We start from the raw sequence: 17,623 nt of genomic DNA, 5'->3' as shown, positions 1-17,623 counted from the left end.
TTATGTGAAATTTTATCTTAGAATAATTTCTCTGTATGCTCTGTAGTATACTTCAAATCTTCCCTCTGCTGTCAGGTACAAAAGGTCCTGATAGAGAGCTTTATCTGTGCAAAGAAGCTTAACAATATCCGGGTTGTACATTGTTCCGCTTCCTGCTACCAGTTCATTGTAGACCGTGTTAAAGTCCTTACTTTTTGTATAATTTCTGCCAAGAATATCCGTTGCGGCATCAATACAGTCAGCTATGGTGATAAGGTCTATCATGGGTTTATATCTTGAATGGACATTATCAAAATTCTGAGGATAACCGCTCTTTCCATCATAGCTCTTGTGATGACCTCTGATGATATCAAAATACTTATCAAATTCAGGATCGTGCTTTAGCATCTCAAAGCCTTTGTCCGGATGCATTTTTATAACATTATATTCTTCATTGTAGAGGTGTCTGTGCTGTCTGTTTACAACCTCTACGATTTCACATTTTCCGCAATCATGAAGTAGAGCTGCCTTTGTTGCATAATCACAAAGGTCATCCTGTCTGTTTCTTACTTCATCTTTACTCTTTATTCCAAGAAGTCCTACGAAAAATGACGGATTATCTTTTATTATGGAGATGGCGATTCTTGCTGCAATTTCGCCTACCATAAGAGAGTGAATGTAGGTTATGGGCTGCCTGCTAATAACAAGCTTAAGCAGCATATCTGCCTTGCGGGCAGGATTTTTATCATAAGGCGCAGCATTACTAAACCACTCGGCGCAGGCATCATCCACAACTCCGGTCCAGAATCCAAAGGGGATATGGGCATGGATATCAGTTATTTTGCTGACAAATCTTGGTATGAATTTTTCCTCAAGCTCGTGCCTGTTCTCTGACATTTCAAAGATGTCAAAAATCTCGCAGCCACTGTTGTGGTAATCAAGGAGCTTTTCTATTGCATTATCATCCTTATAATCAAGCTCTCCAAGGTTATCTATATGAGAAATAATCTCATTTATCAGATTCTCAGGGGTCTCACCCTCAAGGAGTCTGCACTTTATCTCAGCTCTAAAGAGGCCTCCGTCGGTGTCTTCAAGGCCGTCCGCTGTAATTTTCTTTTTAAGCCTGCGAACGAGATCCTTATATTCTTCTCTAAGTTCCTCATCCTTTATCTTAGTGGTGTCAATGCCGTAGAGTATCTCAGTTTCAAGCTTATCCATGCGCTCTCTAAACTCTGTATCGTCACCGTCTATTTTCTGAACCACGTCAGATTGCCAGAAGCTGAGAGCTTCATCAATATATTTAAAAATCTTCGCAGATGTATCTTCTTTTTCATTTGCCAAAATGGCCACGAGGTTACTGTAGCAGACAAAAATGGCTCTTCTGTCAGCTCTGTCGGTAAGCTCTGCGTAGTGTTCTTTTAACTCTATTGTCTTTTCATAGAGCTCTATGGCCTTATCCATTCCCTCTTCGTGGGATAGTCTTCCGTAGAATTCATAGTGTTCGTAGGCTATGACTTTCCTTAGAAAAAGAATCTTTGGATAATCGTTGTTCTTTTCATAATAAGGCAGTAGCCTGTTGACTATTGTGCGCATTATGAAAAGATCATCAAAACCGCCGTCATAAAGAAGCTTTAATGTATTAAAAAGTTGTTCGTAAAATTCGGGAGATATTTCGGATTCCAGTTCCTTCTTTAGATCAGAGAGGAACTTTTCGTTTTCAAGATAGATTTTTCGCATTATCTCAGAGCGCGCAACAAGAGCATCCTTCCATTTTGAAAATGAAAGGTCACTCATCACCTGCTGGTCCATTTCCCAGCACATCTGGCGATCGGATATGTATTTTTCAGTAAATTCTTTTAATGTTTTACTTTCCATAACAGTCTGAAATTCTGCGCACGTGAGATTTTTTATTGAAAGAGAACCAACAGATTGCTCCATTGGTTCTCTGCTTTCTTAGTCTGTGATATTCGCTTTAGCTAAAGTATCTGTCAAGGAGTCCCTTGAAAGCTTTACCATGTCTTGCTTCGTCTCTTGCCATCTCATGAACTGTATCATGGATTGCATCAAGATCAAGTGCCTTAGCACGTTTAGCAAGGTCGGTCTTTCCGGCTGTTGCGCCATTTTCTGCATCAACTCTCATCTGAAGATTCTTCTTTGTGGAGTCAGTCAAAACTTCACCTAAAAGCTCAGCAAACTTTGCAGCATGCTCTGCCTCTTCCCATGCAGCCTTTGCATAGTAATCACCTACTTCCGGATATCCCTCTCTGTAAGCCTGACGACTCATAGCAAGGTACATACCAACCTCTGAGCATTCACCGGTAAAATTACTTCTAAGATCCTCGAGAATATCATCCGGTACTCCCTTTGCTACTCCAACAACATGTTCAGCAGCCCATGTAAGATCACCTTCCTGCTTGGTGAATTTCTCTGCAGGTGCATGACATACAGGACATTCAGCGGGCGGAGTATCTCCTTCATGAACATAACCACAAACCGAGCAAACCCATTTCATAGCTAAAATCTCCTTTCTGATGCGGACAATTAATCCGAAAAGTTAAAAGTTACAAGTAAAAGTTAATAATTGCCTAGTAATTAGTATATCAAATAATTCATATACATAATATCGTTTATAGAATTTTAATAAATATTCATTGTTTGTTATTGTAATTTAATAATATTCTTAGTGGTTTTGCGATATACTGTAACCATAGGGGATTAAGGAGATAAATATGAGTATCCTTGAAGAGAGAATTAAAAGCGTTTATACAAATCTTACAAGAGAAGAGAGAAAGGCAGCTGACTACTGTTTAAAAAATGATGCCAGCATCTTTAATAAGACAGTGGCAGAGCTTGCTGAGGACTCAGGAACCACTCAGGCTACCTGGAGCCGTTTTTCCAAATCTCTTGGATATACCGGACTTAAGGGCTTAAAGCATGAGCTTTTCACCAATGCAAATAATGCCGAGAAGGAAGGTCCAAAGATCGAGTTTAAGGACATCGATCAGTATACTTCCATGCAGGCAATTGCTGATAACATCTGCGCCACAAGCACTCAGGCGATTCAGACCACCTACAGACTTTTTGATGCAAAGTCCTTTGAAGGTGCTGTTGATTCCATAGTTTCTGCAGATATAATCAGGATCTTCGGTGTTGGTAGCAGCGGACTTGCGGCCTATGACCTATATACCAAATTCCAGAGATTGTCCTATCATGTGACCTACAATGAGGATTTTCACAACAGTCTCATGAATGCAGCACAGCTTAAACCCGGCGATGTTGCAATATTTATCTGTGATTCAGGAAAAACTGAAGAGATAATGCAGATTCTAAAGATTGCAAAAACAAGAGGCGCTGCAACGGTTGCCATAACAAAGCTTGGTAACAGTCCACTCGCTCAGGGCTGCGATCATGTAATGTTTACCACATCTCCTGAAATAGATAAAAAGAGTGGTGTAACAAGCTCAAGATTTGCACAGCTTTTCCTTGTGGATACTCTTTATACGGCAGTTGCCAATAAAGACTTTAAGAATATCCGCCAGCACCTGCAGGATTCCTATGACCTGTTCCATGACATGGTTAATTACTGATTCTGCAAACCTTATATAGAAATTAAGCCCCTTTGAATACGGGATTCAAAGGGGCATTTTTATGTTCAAAGGTTGTTTTGTTTATTGCTCGTAGTTGAACTTATTCTGTTCTTCATAAGGAATAACCAGTTCATTTACTATTTTATCAGAGAATTCCTTCATCTCATCAAGCTTATCTTCATAGTTATCTATTGTTAGTCTGTCTTCATCAGCTGCCATCTTATCCAGCATTCTCTTATTTATCTCAGGAGAAAAATGGATGGTATCGAGGTAGTTCTCCAAATTCGTAATGACTTCACTGTCATTTTGGAAAAAGTAAACCTTGGCATTTTCATATTTTAAAAGCTCTTTTATCATCTCTTTTTCCGCATATATGAAGGCATCTCTTTCGCCCGATCTGTATACGCCATCCCACCAAAGCATGGAGTAGGAGGGGAAGTAGAGATAGAAGTCCGTATCAGGATGATTTTTAAGTTCACTTGTAAGAAGCTCGATATTTCCCCTTAGCTGTTCTTCATAAACCTTTTCATCCAGCATGGGCTTTACTTCTTTTTGTCTGAAATACAGGCCAAGGATACTTCCGGAATCAAAGCTTTTCCATTTTGCCCAGTTATAGGACAGGTTCTCATCATAATCCGCAATGTATGAGTTGACTATCATGTAAGGGATTTTCTCCAGAATTACTCCCTTATTGAACAGATACTGAATGTCATTAAAAGGATTGTTATCATACAGGTACATAGGGCATCCGGTTGATTCGTAGGTGGGCTCTGTATCTGCGATAAGCGAAGATGGATCGATGTTGTAGAAAATCTTTGTTATATCGTTCCCTGACTTATACGCCTCATCTATAAGATAGCAAAGGTCCGCTGTAGCGCCGTAGGATCGAACCGCCTTTATGGATTTGCAGTTATAAGCCTGGTCGAACCAGCTGTTGTCATTGTTTTCCACAACGGATGAACCAACTATAAGTGCATCGTAATCAAAGTGTCGAAGCGTGCCTATGCACTGATATTCCTTGTCGTTAAGCACAGCTTTTAGTCCAAGCCAGGGCTTATGATAGTGGAAAAATGGATCAAACACTATAACTACAAGAGCGATAAGGACAAGTACCGATACTGCTCCTATGGCAAAACTCTTTATGAAGTTTGAACTGTCTTTTTTTTCTTTCAAAAGTATTCTCCAAACTTATTCTTCACACAGGCATTTTTCATCATTTGAGATTCATGTCTGCATTCTTTTCTTAAGTCTAAAACTGAAAATAAATAAATGTACTCACCTGTGAAAGTGATATAAATGACCATGCAAAAAGGATTATCAAAAGTGCGGTAAAGCCTTTTCCCGGAACTTCGCCATAGGCAATCTCTCTTGAGTTTTTCCTTGAATTAACGAAAAATGATATGGCTACAAGGATAATCCAGCTTGCAAGATAAATGTTGTTTTTTAACTCTTTTGCATATAGTCCTGCCGCCGTAAGAAGCATGTAATTTTCCGATAGATCAAGCATTGCCGATGTTTTGTACATAAAACCGGGCCATGTAAAGATAAAGAACTGCTTAAACATCTGCAAAGCATAGGTCATATCCTGGGATCTGAAAAATACCAGGGATATGAGGAATGCGCAAAATGTCAGAACCTGTCCCAGTTTTTCCGGAATTACAAGAAGTGGTTCTTTCATCAAAAGATAATGCTTCTTTAAATCTCCCTTAGTTGCGATGATTCCAAGGTCGTCCCATACAACAACAATTCCCATAACAAGGCCCCAGCAGATGTAGGTCCAGCCTGCGCCGTGCCAAAGTCCGCTAAGTAAAAAGATTATAAGTACGTTAAGTGCAGTACGTCTTTTTCCTTTTCTTGAACCTCCAAGAGGAATATATACGTATCTTACAAAGAATCTTGTAAGAGTCTTGTGCCATCTCTGCCAGAGGTTTCGCACGCTCTTTGCTTTGTAGGGTGAATTAAAGTTCTGGGGAAGCTCAAAACCTATCATAAGGCTTATGCCTTCTGCCATATCGCTGTAACCTGAAAAATCGAAGTAAAGCTGGAAAGCATAGGAGATAAGCACAAGAATTCCTGTTAAGGTATCCATGTAATAGGTGTACTTAAATCCATAATCCGCTATTTTTGCAAGATTATCTCCAAGAAGCATTTTCTTTGAAAGACCGATTACAAAAAGAATAAGGCCTTTTCTGAATTTCTCAGAATCGAGCTTTCTGTTTTTCTCATCCCTGAACTGGCTTATCATTTCATAGGGAAGAGCAATAGGACCCTGAATTATCTTGGGAAAATATGTAATGTACTGAAGGTACTCAGTAATGGATACTTTTCCAAGGCTTTCTTTTTCATTAAAGGCAGGGTGTCCAGGAGTATTCTCTCGATAAATATCTACTATGTATGCTATCTGGGAAAAGGTGTAAAAGCTTATTCCTATGGGAAGAACCAGAGACATGGCTGTGAACTCTTTTCCAATAATCGCATATACATTTTCAAGGAAAAAGTTGGTGTACTTAAAATATGCAAGGGGCAGCAAGTTTAGAATTACCGCCGCTATGGTTATTCCTTTTTTTAGTTTTTCATCTGACTTTATTATGAGATTTCCGAAAAAGTAAGTGACAAAGGCGCTAAGCAGCAGAATAAATACAAATTCTACTGAAAAAAGCCCATACAAAATTAAGGAAGCTGCAACAAGTGAAAGGTCTGCAAGCTTCCATATTTTTAATTTGTTTAATCCGTGCCATACGATCAGTACTAAGGGCAGGAAAATTAAGATAAATGAAAATGAATTAAATGACATGGTCTAAATCTCAATGCCTTTATTTTAAAATAAGTCCAACTGGGCAATGGTCTGATCCCATCTGATCTTTGTAGATCACTGCATCTTCAAGTCTGTCTGTAAGTGATTTTGAAGTTACGAAGTAGTCTATACGCCAGCCCGCATTCTTGGCTCTTGCCTGGAAACGATAGCTCCACCAGGAATAAGCACCTTCAAGCTCTGGATAAAAATGTCTGAAGGTATCAACAAGTTCTGAATTAACTACGTTGTCGAATTTTTCTCTTTCTTCATCTGTAAATCCCGCATGACCTCTGTTGGTTTTGGGATTTTTAAGATCTATTTCCTTGTGGGCAACATTAAGGTCACCGCAGAAAATTACAGGCTTAGTCTCCTCAAGCTTTTTAACATAGGAGAGGAAATCGTCCTCCCATCTGCATCTGTACTCAAGTCTTGAAAGATCTTCCTTTGCATTTGGAACATAGACTGTGATGAGATAGTAGTCAGGATATTCAGCAGTTATAACTCTTCCTTCATGGTCATGCTCATCTATTCCAAGGCCGTAGGTTACATTAATAGGCTCTTCTTTAGTGAAAAGTGCAGTGCCAGAATAGCCCTTTTTATCTGCATAGTTCCAATACTGATGATAGCCGGGGAGCTCTACTTCTATCTGTCCCTCCTGGAGTTTTGTCTCCTGAAGACCTATTACATCAGGCTGCTCCTTATCCATGAATTTCTGAAATTCTCCCTTAGAGACGCAGGCTCTAAGTCCGTTTACGTTCCATGATACAAGCTTTTTAGACATACATTTTCTCCGTATTTATCTTGTTTTCTGGTTGATGTATTTGTTGTGGAATTTAGAATACATTATCTTCTGTGAGCCGTATACTCCGTAATATCCGGAGAATGTGTAGCTAAGTGCAATTGCAAGAAGAAAGTATGGCATTCCGTTATATCCAAACATCTCAAAGCACAAAAGGAGAGATGAGATAGGGCAGTTGGTAATTCCGCAAAACAGCGCGCCCATTCCGATCGCTGCGCAAAGTGCCGAGTTAAAGCCAAAAATCTGTGAATAGAGGCATCCAAAGGTAGCACCTATAAAAAGTGCAGGAACAATCTCACCACCCTTATAGCCAGCTCCCATGGTCACTGCAGTAAAGAGCATCTTAAGAGCAAAAGCTGCATAGGGTGCTCTGCCGTCAATTGCCAGCTCAATTACATCCATGCCGGCACCGTTATAGTTGTTGTTTCCAACAATAAGTGTAAGTAATACTACAAGACATCCGCCTACAAATATTCTGATGTAGGGGTTCTTAAAGAATTTCTTATAGAGTTCGCCGCTTTTTTTCATAACTATGCAAAAGAGAATGCTTATAACTGCACATAAAACTGCAAGTACTGCATATCTTATTGCACTAACGACGGTAAACTCCGGAATGATCGATACTGTAAATACGTCCGGTACCGTTCCGAAGTACATTGCAACACTGCTTGAAACCAGCGCCGATAAAACGCAGGGTATGAGAGCAGCATAGTACATAACACCTATACTCTCAATTTCCATTGCAAGAAAAGCAGCTGCCATAGGAGTTCCAAAGAGGGCAGCAAAGGCTGCACTCATGCCGCACATTGTGATTATCTTACAGTCATCATCATCCAGATGTATGAGTTTTCCAAAGTTATGACCCATACTTCCGCCAAGCTGAAGGGCAGCACTTTCTCTTCCTGCACTACCACCGCAAAGGTGTGTAAGTATGGTTGCTACGAAAATAAGAGGAATCTTCCTGATAGGAAGATGATCTCCCGCAGAAATTGTAGTTATTACAAGGTTTGTTCCGGTGTCCTCAAAATCCTTTGAAAGTCTGTAAAGAAGTACTATCAAAAGACCTGCAAAGGGTAGTAAGAAAATTACAAATTCATGTGATTTTCTAAACTCCGTGGCAAATTTTATCCCATGGAAAAAGGCAGCTCCCACTGCCCCTACCATAACACCTATCAATATTCCAAGTACCAGCCACTTTAAAGTGGACATAAGTCTTCTAAGCTGGTGCTTGTAATGTGGCTCAATATTATCGTTATTATTTATCTCGCTCATTTTTCCTCTAAATTCCTGTTTTATCAGTTATTACTCATTGAAGCAATAAGCGCATCGATCTCAGCCTGACTTAGCTGTTTGTTGCTGTTTGCTGAAGGCGCAGGTGTTGCTGCAGAAGCTGTCGGCATAGAAAAACCGCCGCCTCCCTGCTGAGACGAGTTACCCATTATACTGGCAAATAATGCCTGCTGTTCAGGACTAAGTCCGCTAGTATCTGTTCCCATTGTATTTACCTCACTTGTTAATCAAATGATACTTGATAATGTGCTTTTTTACAATGTTTTTTATTTCTGCATTATATCTCTACTCTATTTATCGGCATTTTAGAGTTTAGTCTTAATATATGCAGAAAATGGCTACGTTTTCACATAGCCATTTTGGTAATTACTTATTAAGTGTTTCCATTCTTCTCATATTCTTAAGATTATCATCTGTTTCTTTAAGCATTTCTCTAAGAGAAAGACTTTCTTCATAGTCAAATTCACAGATGGAATAAATGAGGTGATTAAGGTACTTGGTGTTATCCATGAGAAGCTTGTTATTTTGTCTTGCCATCTCTATTCTGAGAATCTCAGCTTTATCCTCTTCTTCAGTAACCTGAAGAACAGCAAACTCATCACCGCGAATTCTTCCGCAGACACTCTTATCACCAAATACTTCATTAAGTATCTGGGCTACTCTGATAACCGCATGATCACCTTCATCATGACCATGAATAGCATTAATATTCTTAAGAGAATCCATGTCGATATATGCCACAACTGCATAGGTTCCTTCACGGAAATGCTCCTTGAGAAGATCATAAGCTTTAGCAAAGAAGCCTCGTCTGTTTGGAAGGTCAGTAAGGTAATCCTTATCTCCGATATGATCCAGAACAGATCCGTCTCTTGCAATTTCTTCCTGGCATTCTGCAAGTTCCCTCTCAGCATTGTTTAAGCGGTTCTCGAGATATCCGTTCCTGCTTCCTGCAACAATGCAATTAGTAAGGATATCATCATAGTATCCAACTCTTAGATCATCTGTAAAATCAATGATGAAAAATCCAAGCTGATTTCTTTCGTAGAAGAAATTTCTAATAACCTTTGTACCGCTGATGCCTGTTTCATTGAAAACTTCGGATATTTTCATATCCTTAGAATTGACAGTACTGTCAGGTTTACCGTCATGTATTGAGAACAGCTTCTTGCAAAGTTTTGGAATTTTCCATCCCTTTTTCAGAGAGTATTCAACAGGCTCTTCAAGTATATACATCTCATAGTTTTCAATACCTGACTTTATAAATTTCAATGCACCGATTTCAAAATCGTCGTTGCATTTATTATTTATAATTATGTCAGATACTTCTGATATCTTTTTGATGGTCTCTCTGTATTTATCTACTGTGAAATCTTCGATTTCACTTCTTCTGGCTTTTACGTTATTTCCTGTTATTTTGCCTAAAATCTGCTCTACTGCAAGATATCCAAGTTCTATATCACTTGTATCCTTGTCTGAAGCTACGCATTCAAAGCCTTCTGTCTCTGTGACAGTGATAAGGGGCTTTTTGCCAAATTGCTTAAGGAATGCTTCCTTTTTGAGGATGGCAGCCTTATGCCCAATCTTATCAATATCCACAATGAATCCGTCAAAGTCCGCATCAATGCTGTAGTCATAGACAGCCTGGTGCTGATAAAGATATGGATCCTCCTTATCGAAAGTCTTATCAGTTACGATATACTTTCCCGGGAAAATGATCAGCTCAGCACCAAGGTCCCTGGCTGCTCTGTCAGCACCAAGACAAATATCACATTCTTTTTTGTCATTAAACTCGGAAATAAGTAAGCCTATTCTCATTATTCGTCTTCACCCGTAACTTCTGTGTCGTCAGAGTCATCAGTTTCATCAAAATCATCTGAATCTAAGTCTTCTTCGGAAATTACTTCCTCCGGGATATCCTCCATAGCATCCTCGATATCCTCGAATTCCTCATCTCCATTAGAAATCTTTTCTCTGACTTTTGCAATAGCTACTACTGATACACCCTTATCAAGGTTTATCATCTTAACGCCTGATGTTACTCTTCCGTGAACGGTGATTTCTTCCATTCTAAGCTGGATAATGATACCACTGTCAGTAATCATCATTATTTCGTGCTCACCATTAACAGCCTTAACACCGATTACGTTTCCGGTCTTTTCTGTAATCTTATAGCACTTAACACCCTTACCGCCACGGTTCTGAATGTGGAATTCCTGGAGTTCTGTTCTCTTACCATAGCCTTTTTCAGAAACGATAAGAAGTGAATCTCCCTGAGTATTGAGCTGCATTCCGATTACATCATCCTGATCGCCGAGCATTATGCCTCGAACACCCATTGATGTTCTTCCTGTAGGTCTTACATCAGTTTCTTTGAAGCGGATACACATTCCGTTCTTTGTTACAAGGAATATCTCTGAATCTGCTTTTGTAGTTTTTACTTCAATAAGCTCATCATCATCATCAAGGTTAATTGCTGTAAGACCGTTCTTTCTTACATTAGCAAATTCCATGATGGGAGTCTTCTTGACTGTTCCCTTTCTGGTTACCATGAAAAGATTCTTTTCATCGGTATATTCCTTAATCGGGATAGTAGCAGTGATCTTTTCATCAGGAGAAAGCTGCAAAAGATTTACAATTGCTGTTCCTCTGGATGTTCTTGAAGCTTCCGGAATCTGGTAAGCCTTTAATCTGTAAGCTCTTCCCTTATTTGTAAAGAACATTATGTAGTTATGGGTCGTGGTCATAAGAAGGTCTTCCACATAATCATTCTCGATTGTGGATATTCCCTTTATTCCCTTACCGCCTCTGTTCTGAGCTCTGAAATTGTCGATAGACATTCTCTTAATGTAACCAACATTTGTCATGGCAATGACAGTGTTTACATTAGGAATCATATCTTCAATATCAATCTCTGAATCGTCATGACCGATCTGGGTCTTACGATCATCGCCGTATTTATCGGATATCTCAGAGATTTCTTTTTTGATTACTCCAAGAAGTACTTTCTTGTCGGAAAGGATGAGTTTTAACTCTTCAATTTTCTTTAAGAGCTCTGCATGCTCCTGCTCAAGCTTATCTCTCTCCAAACCTGTGAGAGTACGAAGACGCATGTCTACGATAGCCTGGGCCTGAGCATCTGATAATCCGAATCTCTCCATCAACTGTTCTTTTGCTATCTGAACAGTTGCACTTCCGCGGATTATTCTTATTACTTCATCAATATTGTCGAGGGCGATAAGTAAGCCTTCAACTATGTGATTTCTCTCTTCAGCCTTGTTAAGGTCGTACTGAGTTCTTCTTGTAACTACATCTTCCTGGTGAACGATGTAGTGGTGAAGCATGTCAACAAGTCCAAGAACTTTGGGCTCATTATTTACAAGTGAAAGCATGATAATTCCAAATGAATCCTGAAGCTGTGTATGCTTATACAGACGGTTCAGCATTACATTTGCATTTACATCATGTCTAAGCTCAATAACAATTCTCATACCTTCACGGTCTGACTCATCTCTAAGTGCAGTGATACCGTCAAGTTTCTTAAGCTTTACATATTCGGCAATCTTGGTGATAAGGTTTGCCTTATTAACCATGTAGGGAAGCTCTGTAACAATGATTCTGCTCTTGCCGTTGGGCATAGTCTCGATATCAGTTACGGCGCGAACTACAACCTTACCTCTACCTGTTCTGTAGGCTTCCTCAGCACCTCTTGTTCCAAGGATGATACCACCTGTAGGAAAATCGGGTGCTTTTACGATGGGAAGAAGTTCCTCTATATCTGTTTCTCTGTCTTCATTTACTCTGTTGTCGATCATCTTAACAACAGCAGCGATTACCTCGCGAAGATTGTGAGGTGGAATGTTTGTAGCCATTCCGACTGCAATACCTGTTGTTCCGTTTACAAGAAGGTTAGGAAATCTTGCGGGAAGTACAACGGGCTCTTTTTCAGTCTCATCAAAGTTGGGAGCAAAATCAACTGTATCCTTGTTGATATCTGCCGTCATCTCCATTGAGATTTTGGTAAGTCTTGCCTCTGTGTATCGCATGGCAGCTGCGCCGTCACCGTCCACAGATCCAAAGTTACCATGTCCGTCAACAAGACAGTATCTCATAGACCAGGGCTGAGCCATATTTACCAAAGATCCGTAAATAGAACTGTCACCGTGGGGGTGGAATTTACCCATTGTATCACCGACGATACGGGCACACTTACGATGCGGCTTATCGGGACCGTTATTCAGCTCTATCATTGAATAGAGAATTCTTCTCTGAACCGGCTTAAGTCCGTCTCTGACATCAGGAAGAGCACGGGATGCGATTACACTCATGGCATAGTCTATGTAGTCAGACTCCATGGTTTTCTGAAGGTCAACTTCCTTGATTCTGTCAGTGGTTACCTGATCAAATGCGTCATCAGCTAACTCTTCGCCATTCTGATTATTGTTGTTGTTATTGTTATCCGCCATTTTTTATCCTTATCCGTCAGCTACGCTGACGCCTTTTCATAAAATGAAAGGCCAATATTATATATCAAGATTCTTAACAAACTTTGCGTTTTTCTCTATAAACTCACGTCTGGGTTCTACCTTATCGCCCATAAGTGTTGTGAATGTAACATCAACATCTGATTCAGCTTCTTCATCAACGTTTACACGAAGAAGAATACGTCTCTCGGGATCCATTGTTGTCTCCCAAAGCTGCTCGGGATCCATCTCACCAAGTCCCTTATATCTCTGAATCTTATTGTTCTGATCACGACCTACATCACTAAGAATCTTATTTAATTCTTCATCACTGTAGGCATACCAGACATTCTTATTCTTCTCAAGCTTATAGAGCGGTGGCTGAGCAAGATATACATGACCAGTTTTGATAAGCTCAGGCATGAATCTGTAAAGGAAGGTCAGCATCAACGTTGCGATGTGAGCACCGTCTACGTCGGCATCGGTCATGATAATGATTTTGTCATAGCGAAGCTTTTCAATATCGAAATCTTCATGGATACCTGTGCCGAATGCTGTGATCATTGCTCTGATTTCAGCATTGTCGTATATTCTATCTCTTCTTGCCTTTTCAACGTTAAGGATTTTTCCTCTAAGTGGAAGAATAGCCTGGGTTGCACGGGATCTGGCTGTTTTTGCTGAGCCGCCCGCGGAATCTCCCTCAACTATGAAAATCTCGCAGTTCTTAGGATCCTTATCGGAACAGTCTGCAAGCTTTCCGGGAAGTCCCATTCCGTCAAGAGCTGACTTTCTACGTGTAAGGTCTCTTGCTTTTCTAGCTGCATCTCTTGCATGCTGAGCAAGGATAGCTTTTTCAAGAATAACCTTTGCAACCTGGGGATTCTGCTCAAGGAAGTATGTAAGCTGCTCTGAAACAATACTGTTTACAGCGCCTCTTGCTTCACTGTTACCAAGCTTTTGCTTAGTCTGTCCTTCAAACTGAGGATCCTCAATCTTTACACTGATGATGGATGTAAGACCTTCTCTTATATCATCACCGGTGAGGTTCTCCTCGTTGTCCTTAAGCATTTTGTTTTCTCTTGCATAGTCATTAAATGTCTTTGTAAGAGCAGCCTTAAATCCCTCAAGGTGTGTACCACCTTCAGGTGTATTGATGTTATTAACAAAAGTATATGTGCTTTCGTTGAAGGAATCGTTGTGCTGAAGTGATACTTCAACCTGGACGTTGTTTTTATTTCCTTCAAAGTACATTATCTGATCATAAAGAGTGTTCTTGCTCTTATTGAGGTACTGAACAAATTCCTTGATTCCGCCTTCGTAGTGGAAATGCTGTTCAATAATTTCCTCTCCCTCAGCGACTCTGTAATCTCTGAGAGTTATCTTAAGTCCCTTAGTGAGGAATGCCATTTCTCTAAGGCGCTTCTTAAGAATGTCATATTCAAAAATAGTTGTCTCTTTAAAAATCTGAGCATCAGGCTTAAATGAAACCTTTGTTCCGGAAGTTACTTTATCTGTTGTTCCAACTTCCTTAAGAGGGTAGAGTACCTTACCTCTTTCGTAGCGCTGCTGATAGATTTTGCCGCCGCGAACAACCTGAACTTCAAGCCATTCAGAAAGGGCATTAACAACAGAAGCACCTACTCCGTGAAGACCACCTGATACCTTGTAGCCGCCACCGCCAAACTTTCCGCCGGCATGGAGAATAGTAAATACAACCTCAACACCGGTAAGTCCTGATTTGTGGTTAACATCAACAGGAATACCACGTCCGTTATCCATAACAGTGATGGTATTATCTGCATTTATATTTACTTCTATGTGATCACAAAATCCTGCAAGTGCTTCATCTACTGAGTTATCAACAATCTCATAAACCAGATGGTGGAGACCTCTGCTGGCTGTTGTACCGATATACATACCGGGTCTTTTACGAACAGCTTCGAGTCCTTCCAAAATCTGTATTTGATCGGCACCATAGTTGTTTTGTTCGTTACTCATTTTATCCCCTTTAGTCTTCCGGAATTGTTCCGTTTACTACTCTGAAAACTTTATCTATTTCAAATCTGTTATTTACAAACTCATCAAGACCTGTACAGGTAATGATTGTCTGAATATCACCAATTGTATTTAAAAGATAATTCTGTCTGTTACTGTCAAGTTCTGATAAAACATCATCAAGAAGCAGAACAGGATTTTCTTTCTTGGACCTTTTAACAATTTCAATCTCAGATAACTTAAGTGAGAGAGAAGCAGTTCTCTGTTGTCCCTGGGATCCGTATTTTCTGATATCTATTTCATCTTTGTTTGTAAGATTTTCACTTTTTACATTGAATGAAAAGTCATCCTTATGAGGTCCAACGGTAGTCTGCTTAAGATATATATCCTTTTGTCTTGATTCTCTGAGTTTTTTCTCAAAGTCAGCGACGGTTACATTGGGCTCATAATATATATTCAGGTTTTCCCTTCCACCGGTTAACTTTTGATGGATGGGTCCTATTATTTCACATAGCTCTTTTATGAATTTTTCTCTGGATTTTATAATTACAGATCCGTATTCAATAATCTGAGCATCCTGTACATCAAGTAAAACCTTGGTTTCAGGATGTTCAAAAATGTCTTTGAGAACCTTATTTCTTTCAGTAATGAGTTTGGTATATTTAGATAGATTCTCTAAATAAATTTGATCCAGTTGACAGAGCTCCATGTCCATGAATCTGCGTCTTTCAACCGGACCATCTTTTATGATACTCAAATCTTCTGGTGAGAAAAATACTACATTACATCTTCCGACAAGATCGGAAGCTTTTTTAATTTTCTGTCCGTCTATGGCTATTCCTTTGGATTTACTTTTTCGAAGATGCATGTCAACTCGGTACTCTGCACCGTCTCTTTCAATGATGGTCCTTATATGACCTTCATCTTTTCCAAAAGAAATAATCTCTTTATCTTTGCTGCTCTTATGAGATTTTGTAGTAGCAGCCATGTAAATTGCTTCAAGAATATTTGTTTTACCCTGAGCATTATCACCATACAAAATATTGGTACCGCTGCTAAATTCTATTTTCAGATTTTCATAATTTCTGAAATCTGCAAGTTCTAATGACTTTATTATCATTTTGTTATCTGTACCTGTTCATCTCTGAATTCGACTACATCACCCTCATAGAGCTTGCGTCCGCGTCTTGTATCTGTTTCTCCGTTTACTTTTACAAGACCATCCTGAATATCCATCTTGGCATCGACGCCGGATTCCTCAAGACCTGCTTTTTTCAAAGCCTGTCCTAATTTTATGAATTCTTCGCCTTCTCTTAAACTTATCTTAATCATCTATTCTCTCTTTAGCTTACTGTTGTAAAGTTGATAGGAAGAACAAGGTAAATATAGTTTGAATCCTTATCTCTGATAAAGCAGGGAGCTTTAGGATTAACCATATAAATATCAATGCTCTCATCTTCAATTGCACGAAGTGCATCAAGCAGGAACTTGGGATTGAATCCGATAATTATATCTTTTCCCTGCTTTTCAATATCTATTTCCTCATCCATACTTCCGATGGTAGAGTTGATCTTAAGCTCCATCTTTTCATCACTGATGGAAATAATAACAGGCTTCTTGTCACCTTCCTTTACAAGGAGAGTAGCTCTGTCGATACAGTCTATCATCTCTCTCCTGGAGATGGTCATTTTTGTCTCATAGTCACTTGAAAGCATCTGATCAATGTTGAAATACTCACCTTCAAGAAGTCTTGATACAACAATTGTCTTATCAAACTCAAAAAGAATATGTTTGTCAGTGAAGTAAATATCTACATTGTTCTCAGTACTGTCTGTGATTATCTTACTGATATCAGATAATGTCTTTCCGGGAACTACTACCTTTTTAGGTGAGTAAGAATTCTGAAGTTTTACTTTTCTGATGGAGATACGGTGACCATCAAGGGATACAAGCTTAAGTGTATCCTGATTGATTTCAAAGAGCTCACCGCTCATCATTTTATTTGTATCATTTTCTGCAATTGAAAAGATTGTCTGCTGGATTACATTCTTAAGAGTGTACTGTGAAACACTTATTCCGTCTATTTTCTCAATGCTGGGAAGATACGTGAAATCATCTGCATTTCTTCCAATGATGCTGAACTTTGCTTTTTCACAACTGATTGTTACTTTTCTTGATGCATCAGCTTCTACAGTTACATCATTATCAGGAAGCTTACGGATAATATCAAAGAAGATCTTTGCATCAATTGCAATAAAACCTCTCTCTAATATATTTCCTTCTACTTCTGTCTGTATTCCAAGTTCCATATCGTTAGCAATGAATTTAATAACTCCTTCAGTTGCATCAATAAGAATACATTCAAGTATAGACATCGTCGTCTTGTTAGGAACAGCTTTGGATACAATCTGTAATCCTGAAACAAGATTCGATTTTGAACAAACAAATTTCATTGCTAAAAGCTCCCTTCGAAAACCAATAATATATATAAATTAATTATTATTTAATAATATAGATAATAATAGCTGTTGATTTGTGGAAATCCTTATTCATTATACAATTTATCTGCCTTTTTTACAAATTTTTAATAGTTGATAAATAAAAATTTAATGTTACAAACTTTAGATTTAACCACAAGGCAAATTTTGCGATTTAAGACCATAAAAAAGTTTTCCACTCCCCAAACTAATTTATAAACATTTTATAAACTGTTTATAAA

Annotated in this window: 14 protein-coding genes; 1 reads left to right on the top strand and 13 read right to left on the bottom strand. The window is 39.1% G+C overall.

What is annotated here, in order from left to right:
• Nucleotides 1-12 precede the first annotated feature (12 nt).
• Together G603_RS0111750 and G603_RS0111745 are read right to left on the bottom strand one after the other, a co-directional pair.
• Entirely contained in the window at nucleotides 13-1,854 is a 1,842-nt protein-coding gene (locus G603_RS0111750; protein WP_196808069.1) for an HD-GYP domain-containing protein, read from the bottom strand.
• A gap of 97 nt (nucleotides 1,855-1,951) precedes the next feature.
• The gene (locus tag G603_RS0111745; protein ID WP_026670339.1) at nucleotides 1,952-2,491 is read right to left on the bottom strand and encodes an NADH peroxidase; all 540 of its coding nucleotides are present in this window, start codon (nucleotides 2,489-2,491) and stop codon (nucleotides 1,952-1,954) included.
• Nucleotides 2,492-2,708: 217 nt separating this feature from the next.
• On the opposite strand from G603_RS0111745, the gene G603_RS0111740 reads away from it, so the two are divergent.
• A complete protein-coding gene (locus tag G603_RS0111740) occupies nucleotides 2,709-3,566 on the top strand; it encodes a MurR/RpiR family transcriptional regulator (protein WP_026524518.1) in 858 nt (285 codons plus the stop codon).
• An 81-nt stretch (nucleotides 3,567-3,647) separates the two neighbouring features.
• Here G603_RS0111740 and G603_RS0111735 read toward each other — a convergent pair whose 3' ends face one another.
• The 11 genes from G603_RS0111735 to dnaN all read right to left on the bottom strand — a co-directional run bounded on the left by G603_RS0111735 (nucleotide 3,648) and on the right by dnaN (nucleotide 17,357).
• Entirely contained in the window at nucleotides 3,648-4,739 is a 1,092-nt protein-coding gene (locus G603_RS0111735) for a hypothetical protein (protein ID WP_026670338.1), read from the bottom strand.
• 76 nt (nucleotides 4,740-4,815) lie between these two features.
• Nucleotides 4,816-6,360, bottom strand: coding sequence for an MBOAT family O-acyltransferase (locus tag G603_RS0111730; RefSeq protein ID WP_026670337.1), 1,545 nt, complete (start codon nucleotides 6,358-6,360; stop codon nucleotides 4,816-4,818).
• A gap of 19 nt (nucleotides 6,361-6,379) precedes the next feature.
• Nucleotides 6,380-7,141, bottom strand: a complete 762-nt coding sequence (locus G603_RS0111725; protein WP_035793014.1) for an exodeoxyribonuclease III — start codon at nucleotides 7,139-7,141, stop codon at nucleotides 6,380-6,382.
• 15 nt (nucleotides 7,142-7,156) lie between these two features.
• On the bottom strand, nucleotides 7,157-8,431 hold the full coding sequence (locus G603_RS0111720; RefSeq protein ID WP_026670336.1) for a chloride channel protein: 1,275 nt from the start codon (nucleotides 8,429-8,431) through the stop codon (nucleotides 7,157-7,159).
• A 23-nt stretch (nucleotides 8,432-8,454) separates the two neighbouring features.
• Entirely contained in the window at nucleotides 8,455-8,655 is a 201-nt protein-coding gene (locus tag G603_RS0111715; RefSeq protein ID WP_026524513.1) for a hypothetical protein, read from the bottom strand.
• A 160-nt stretch (nucleotides 8,656-8,815) separates the two neighbouring features.
• Nucleotides 8,816-10,264, bottom strand: a complete 1,449-nt coding sequence (locus tag G603_RS0111710; RefSeq protein ID WP_026670335.1) for a GGDEF domain-containing protein — start codon at nucleotides 10,262-10,264, stop codon at nucleotides 8,816-8,818.
• On the bottom strand, nucleotides 10,264-12,801 hold the full coding sequence (gyrA, locus tag G603_RS20200; RefSeq protein WP_051197903.1) for a DNA gyrase subunit A: 2,538 nt from the start codon (nucleotides 12,799-12,801) through the stop codon (nucleotides 10,264-10,266). The genes G603_RS0111710 and gyrA overlap by 1 nt, the downstream gene beginning before the upstream one ends.
• 168 nt (nucleotides 12,802-12,969) lie before the next feature.
• On the bottom strand, nucleotides 12,970-14,907 hold the full coding sequence (gyrB, locus tag G603_RS0111700) for a DNA topoisomerase (ATP-hydrolyzing) subunit B (RefSeq protein WP_026670334.1): 1,938 nt from the start codon (nucleotides 14,905-14,907) through the stop codon (nucleotides 12,970-12,972).
• Nucleotides 14,908-14,917: 10 nt separating this feature from the next.
• Nucleotides 14,918-16,024 carry a DNA replication/repair protein RecF gene (gene recF, locus G603_RS0111695; RefSeq protein WP_026670333.1) on the bottom strand — a complete coding sequence of 369 codons (1,107 nt, stop codon included), beginning with the start codon at nucleotides 16,022-16,024 and terminating at the stop codon, nucleotides 14,918-14,920.
• The gene (locus tag G603_RS0111690; protein ID WP_026524509.1) at nucleotides 16,021-16,236 is read right to left on the bottom strand and encodes an RNA-binding S4 domain-containing protein; all 216 of its coding nucleotides are present in this window, start codon (nucleotides 16,234-16,236) and stop codon (nucleotides 16,021-16,023) included. Before G603_RS0111690 ends, recF begins: the two co-directional genes overlap by 4 nt.
• 11 nt (nucleotides 16,237-16,247) lie before the next feature.
• A complete protein-coding gene (gene dnaN / locus G603_RS0111685) occupies nucleotides 16,248-17,357 on the bottom strand; it encodes a DNA polymerase III subunit beta (protein WP_026670332.1) in 1,110 nt (369 codons plus the stop codon).
• Between the last annotated feature and the right edge of the window lie 266 nt (nucleotides 17,358-17,623).

The organism is Butyrivibrio sp. AE3006 (assembly GCF_000424165.1).
Taxonomy (GTDB): Bacteria; Bacillota; Clostridia; order Lachnospirales; family Lachnospiraceae; genus Butyrivibrio.
This window is presented reverse-complemented; position numbering and strand designations above follow the sequence as displayed.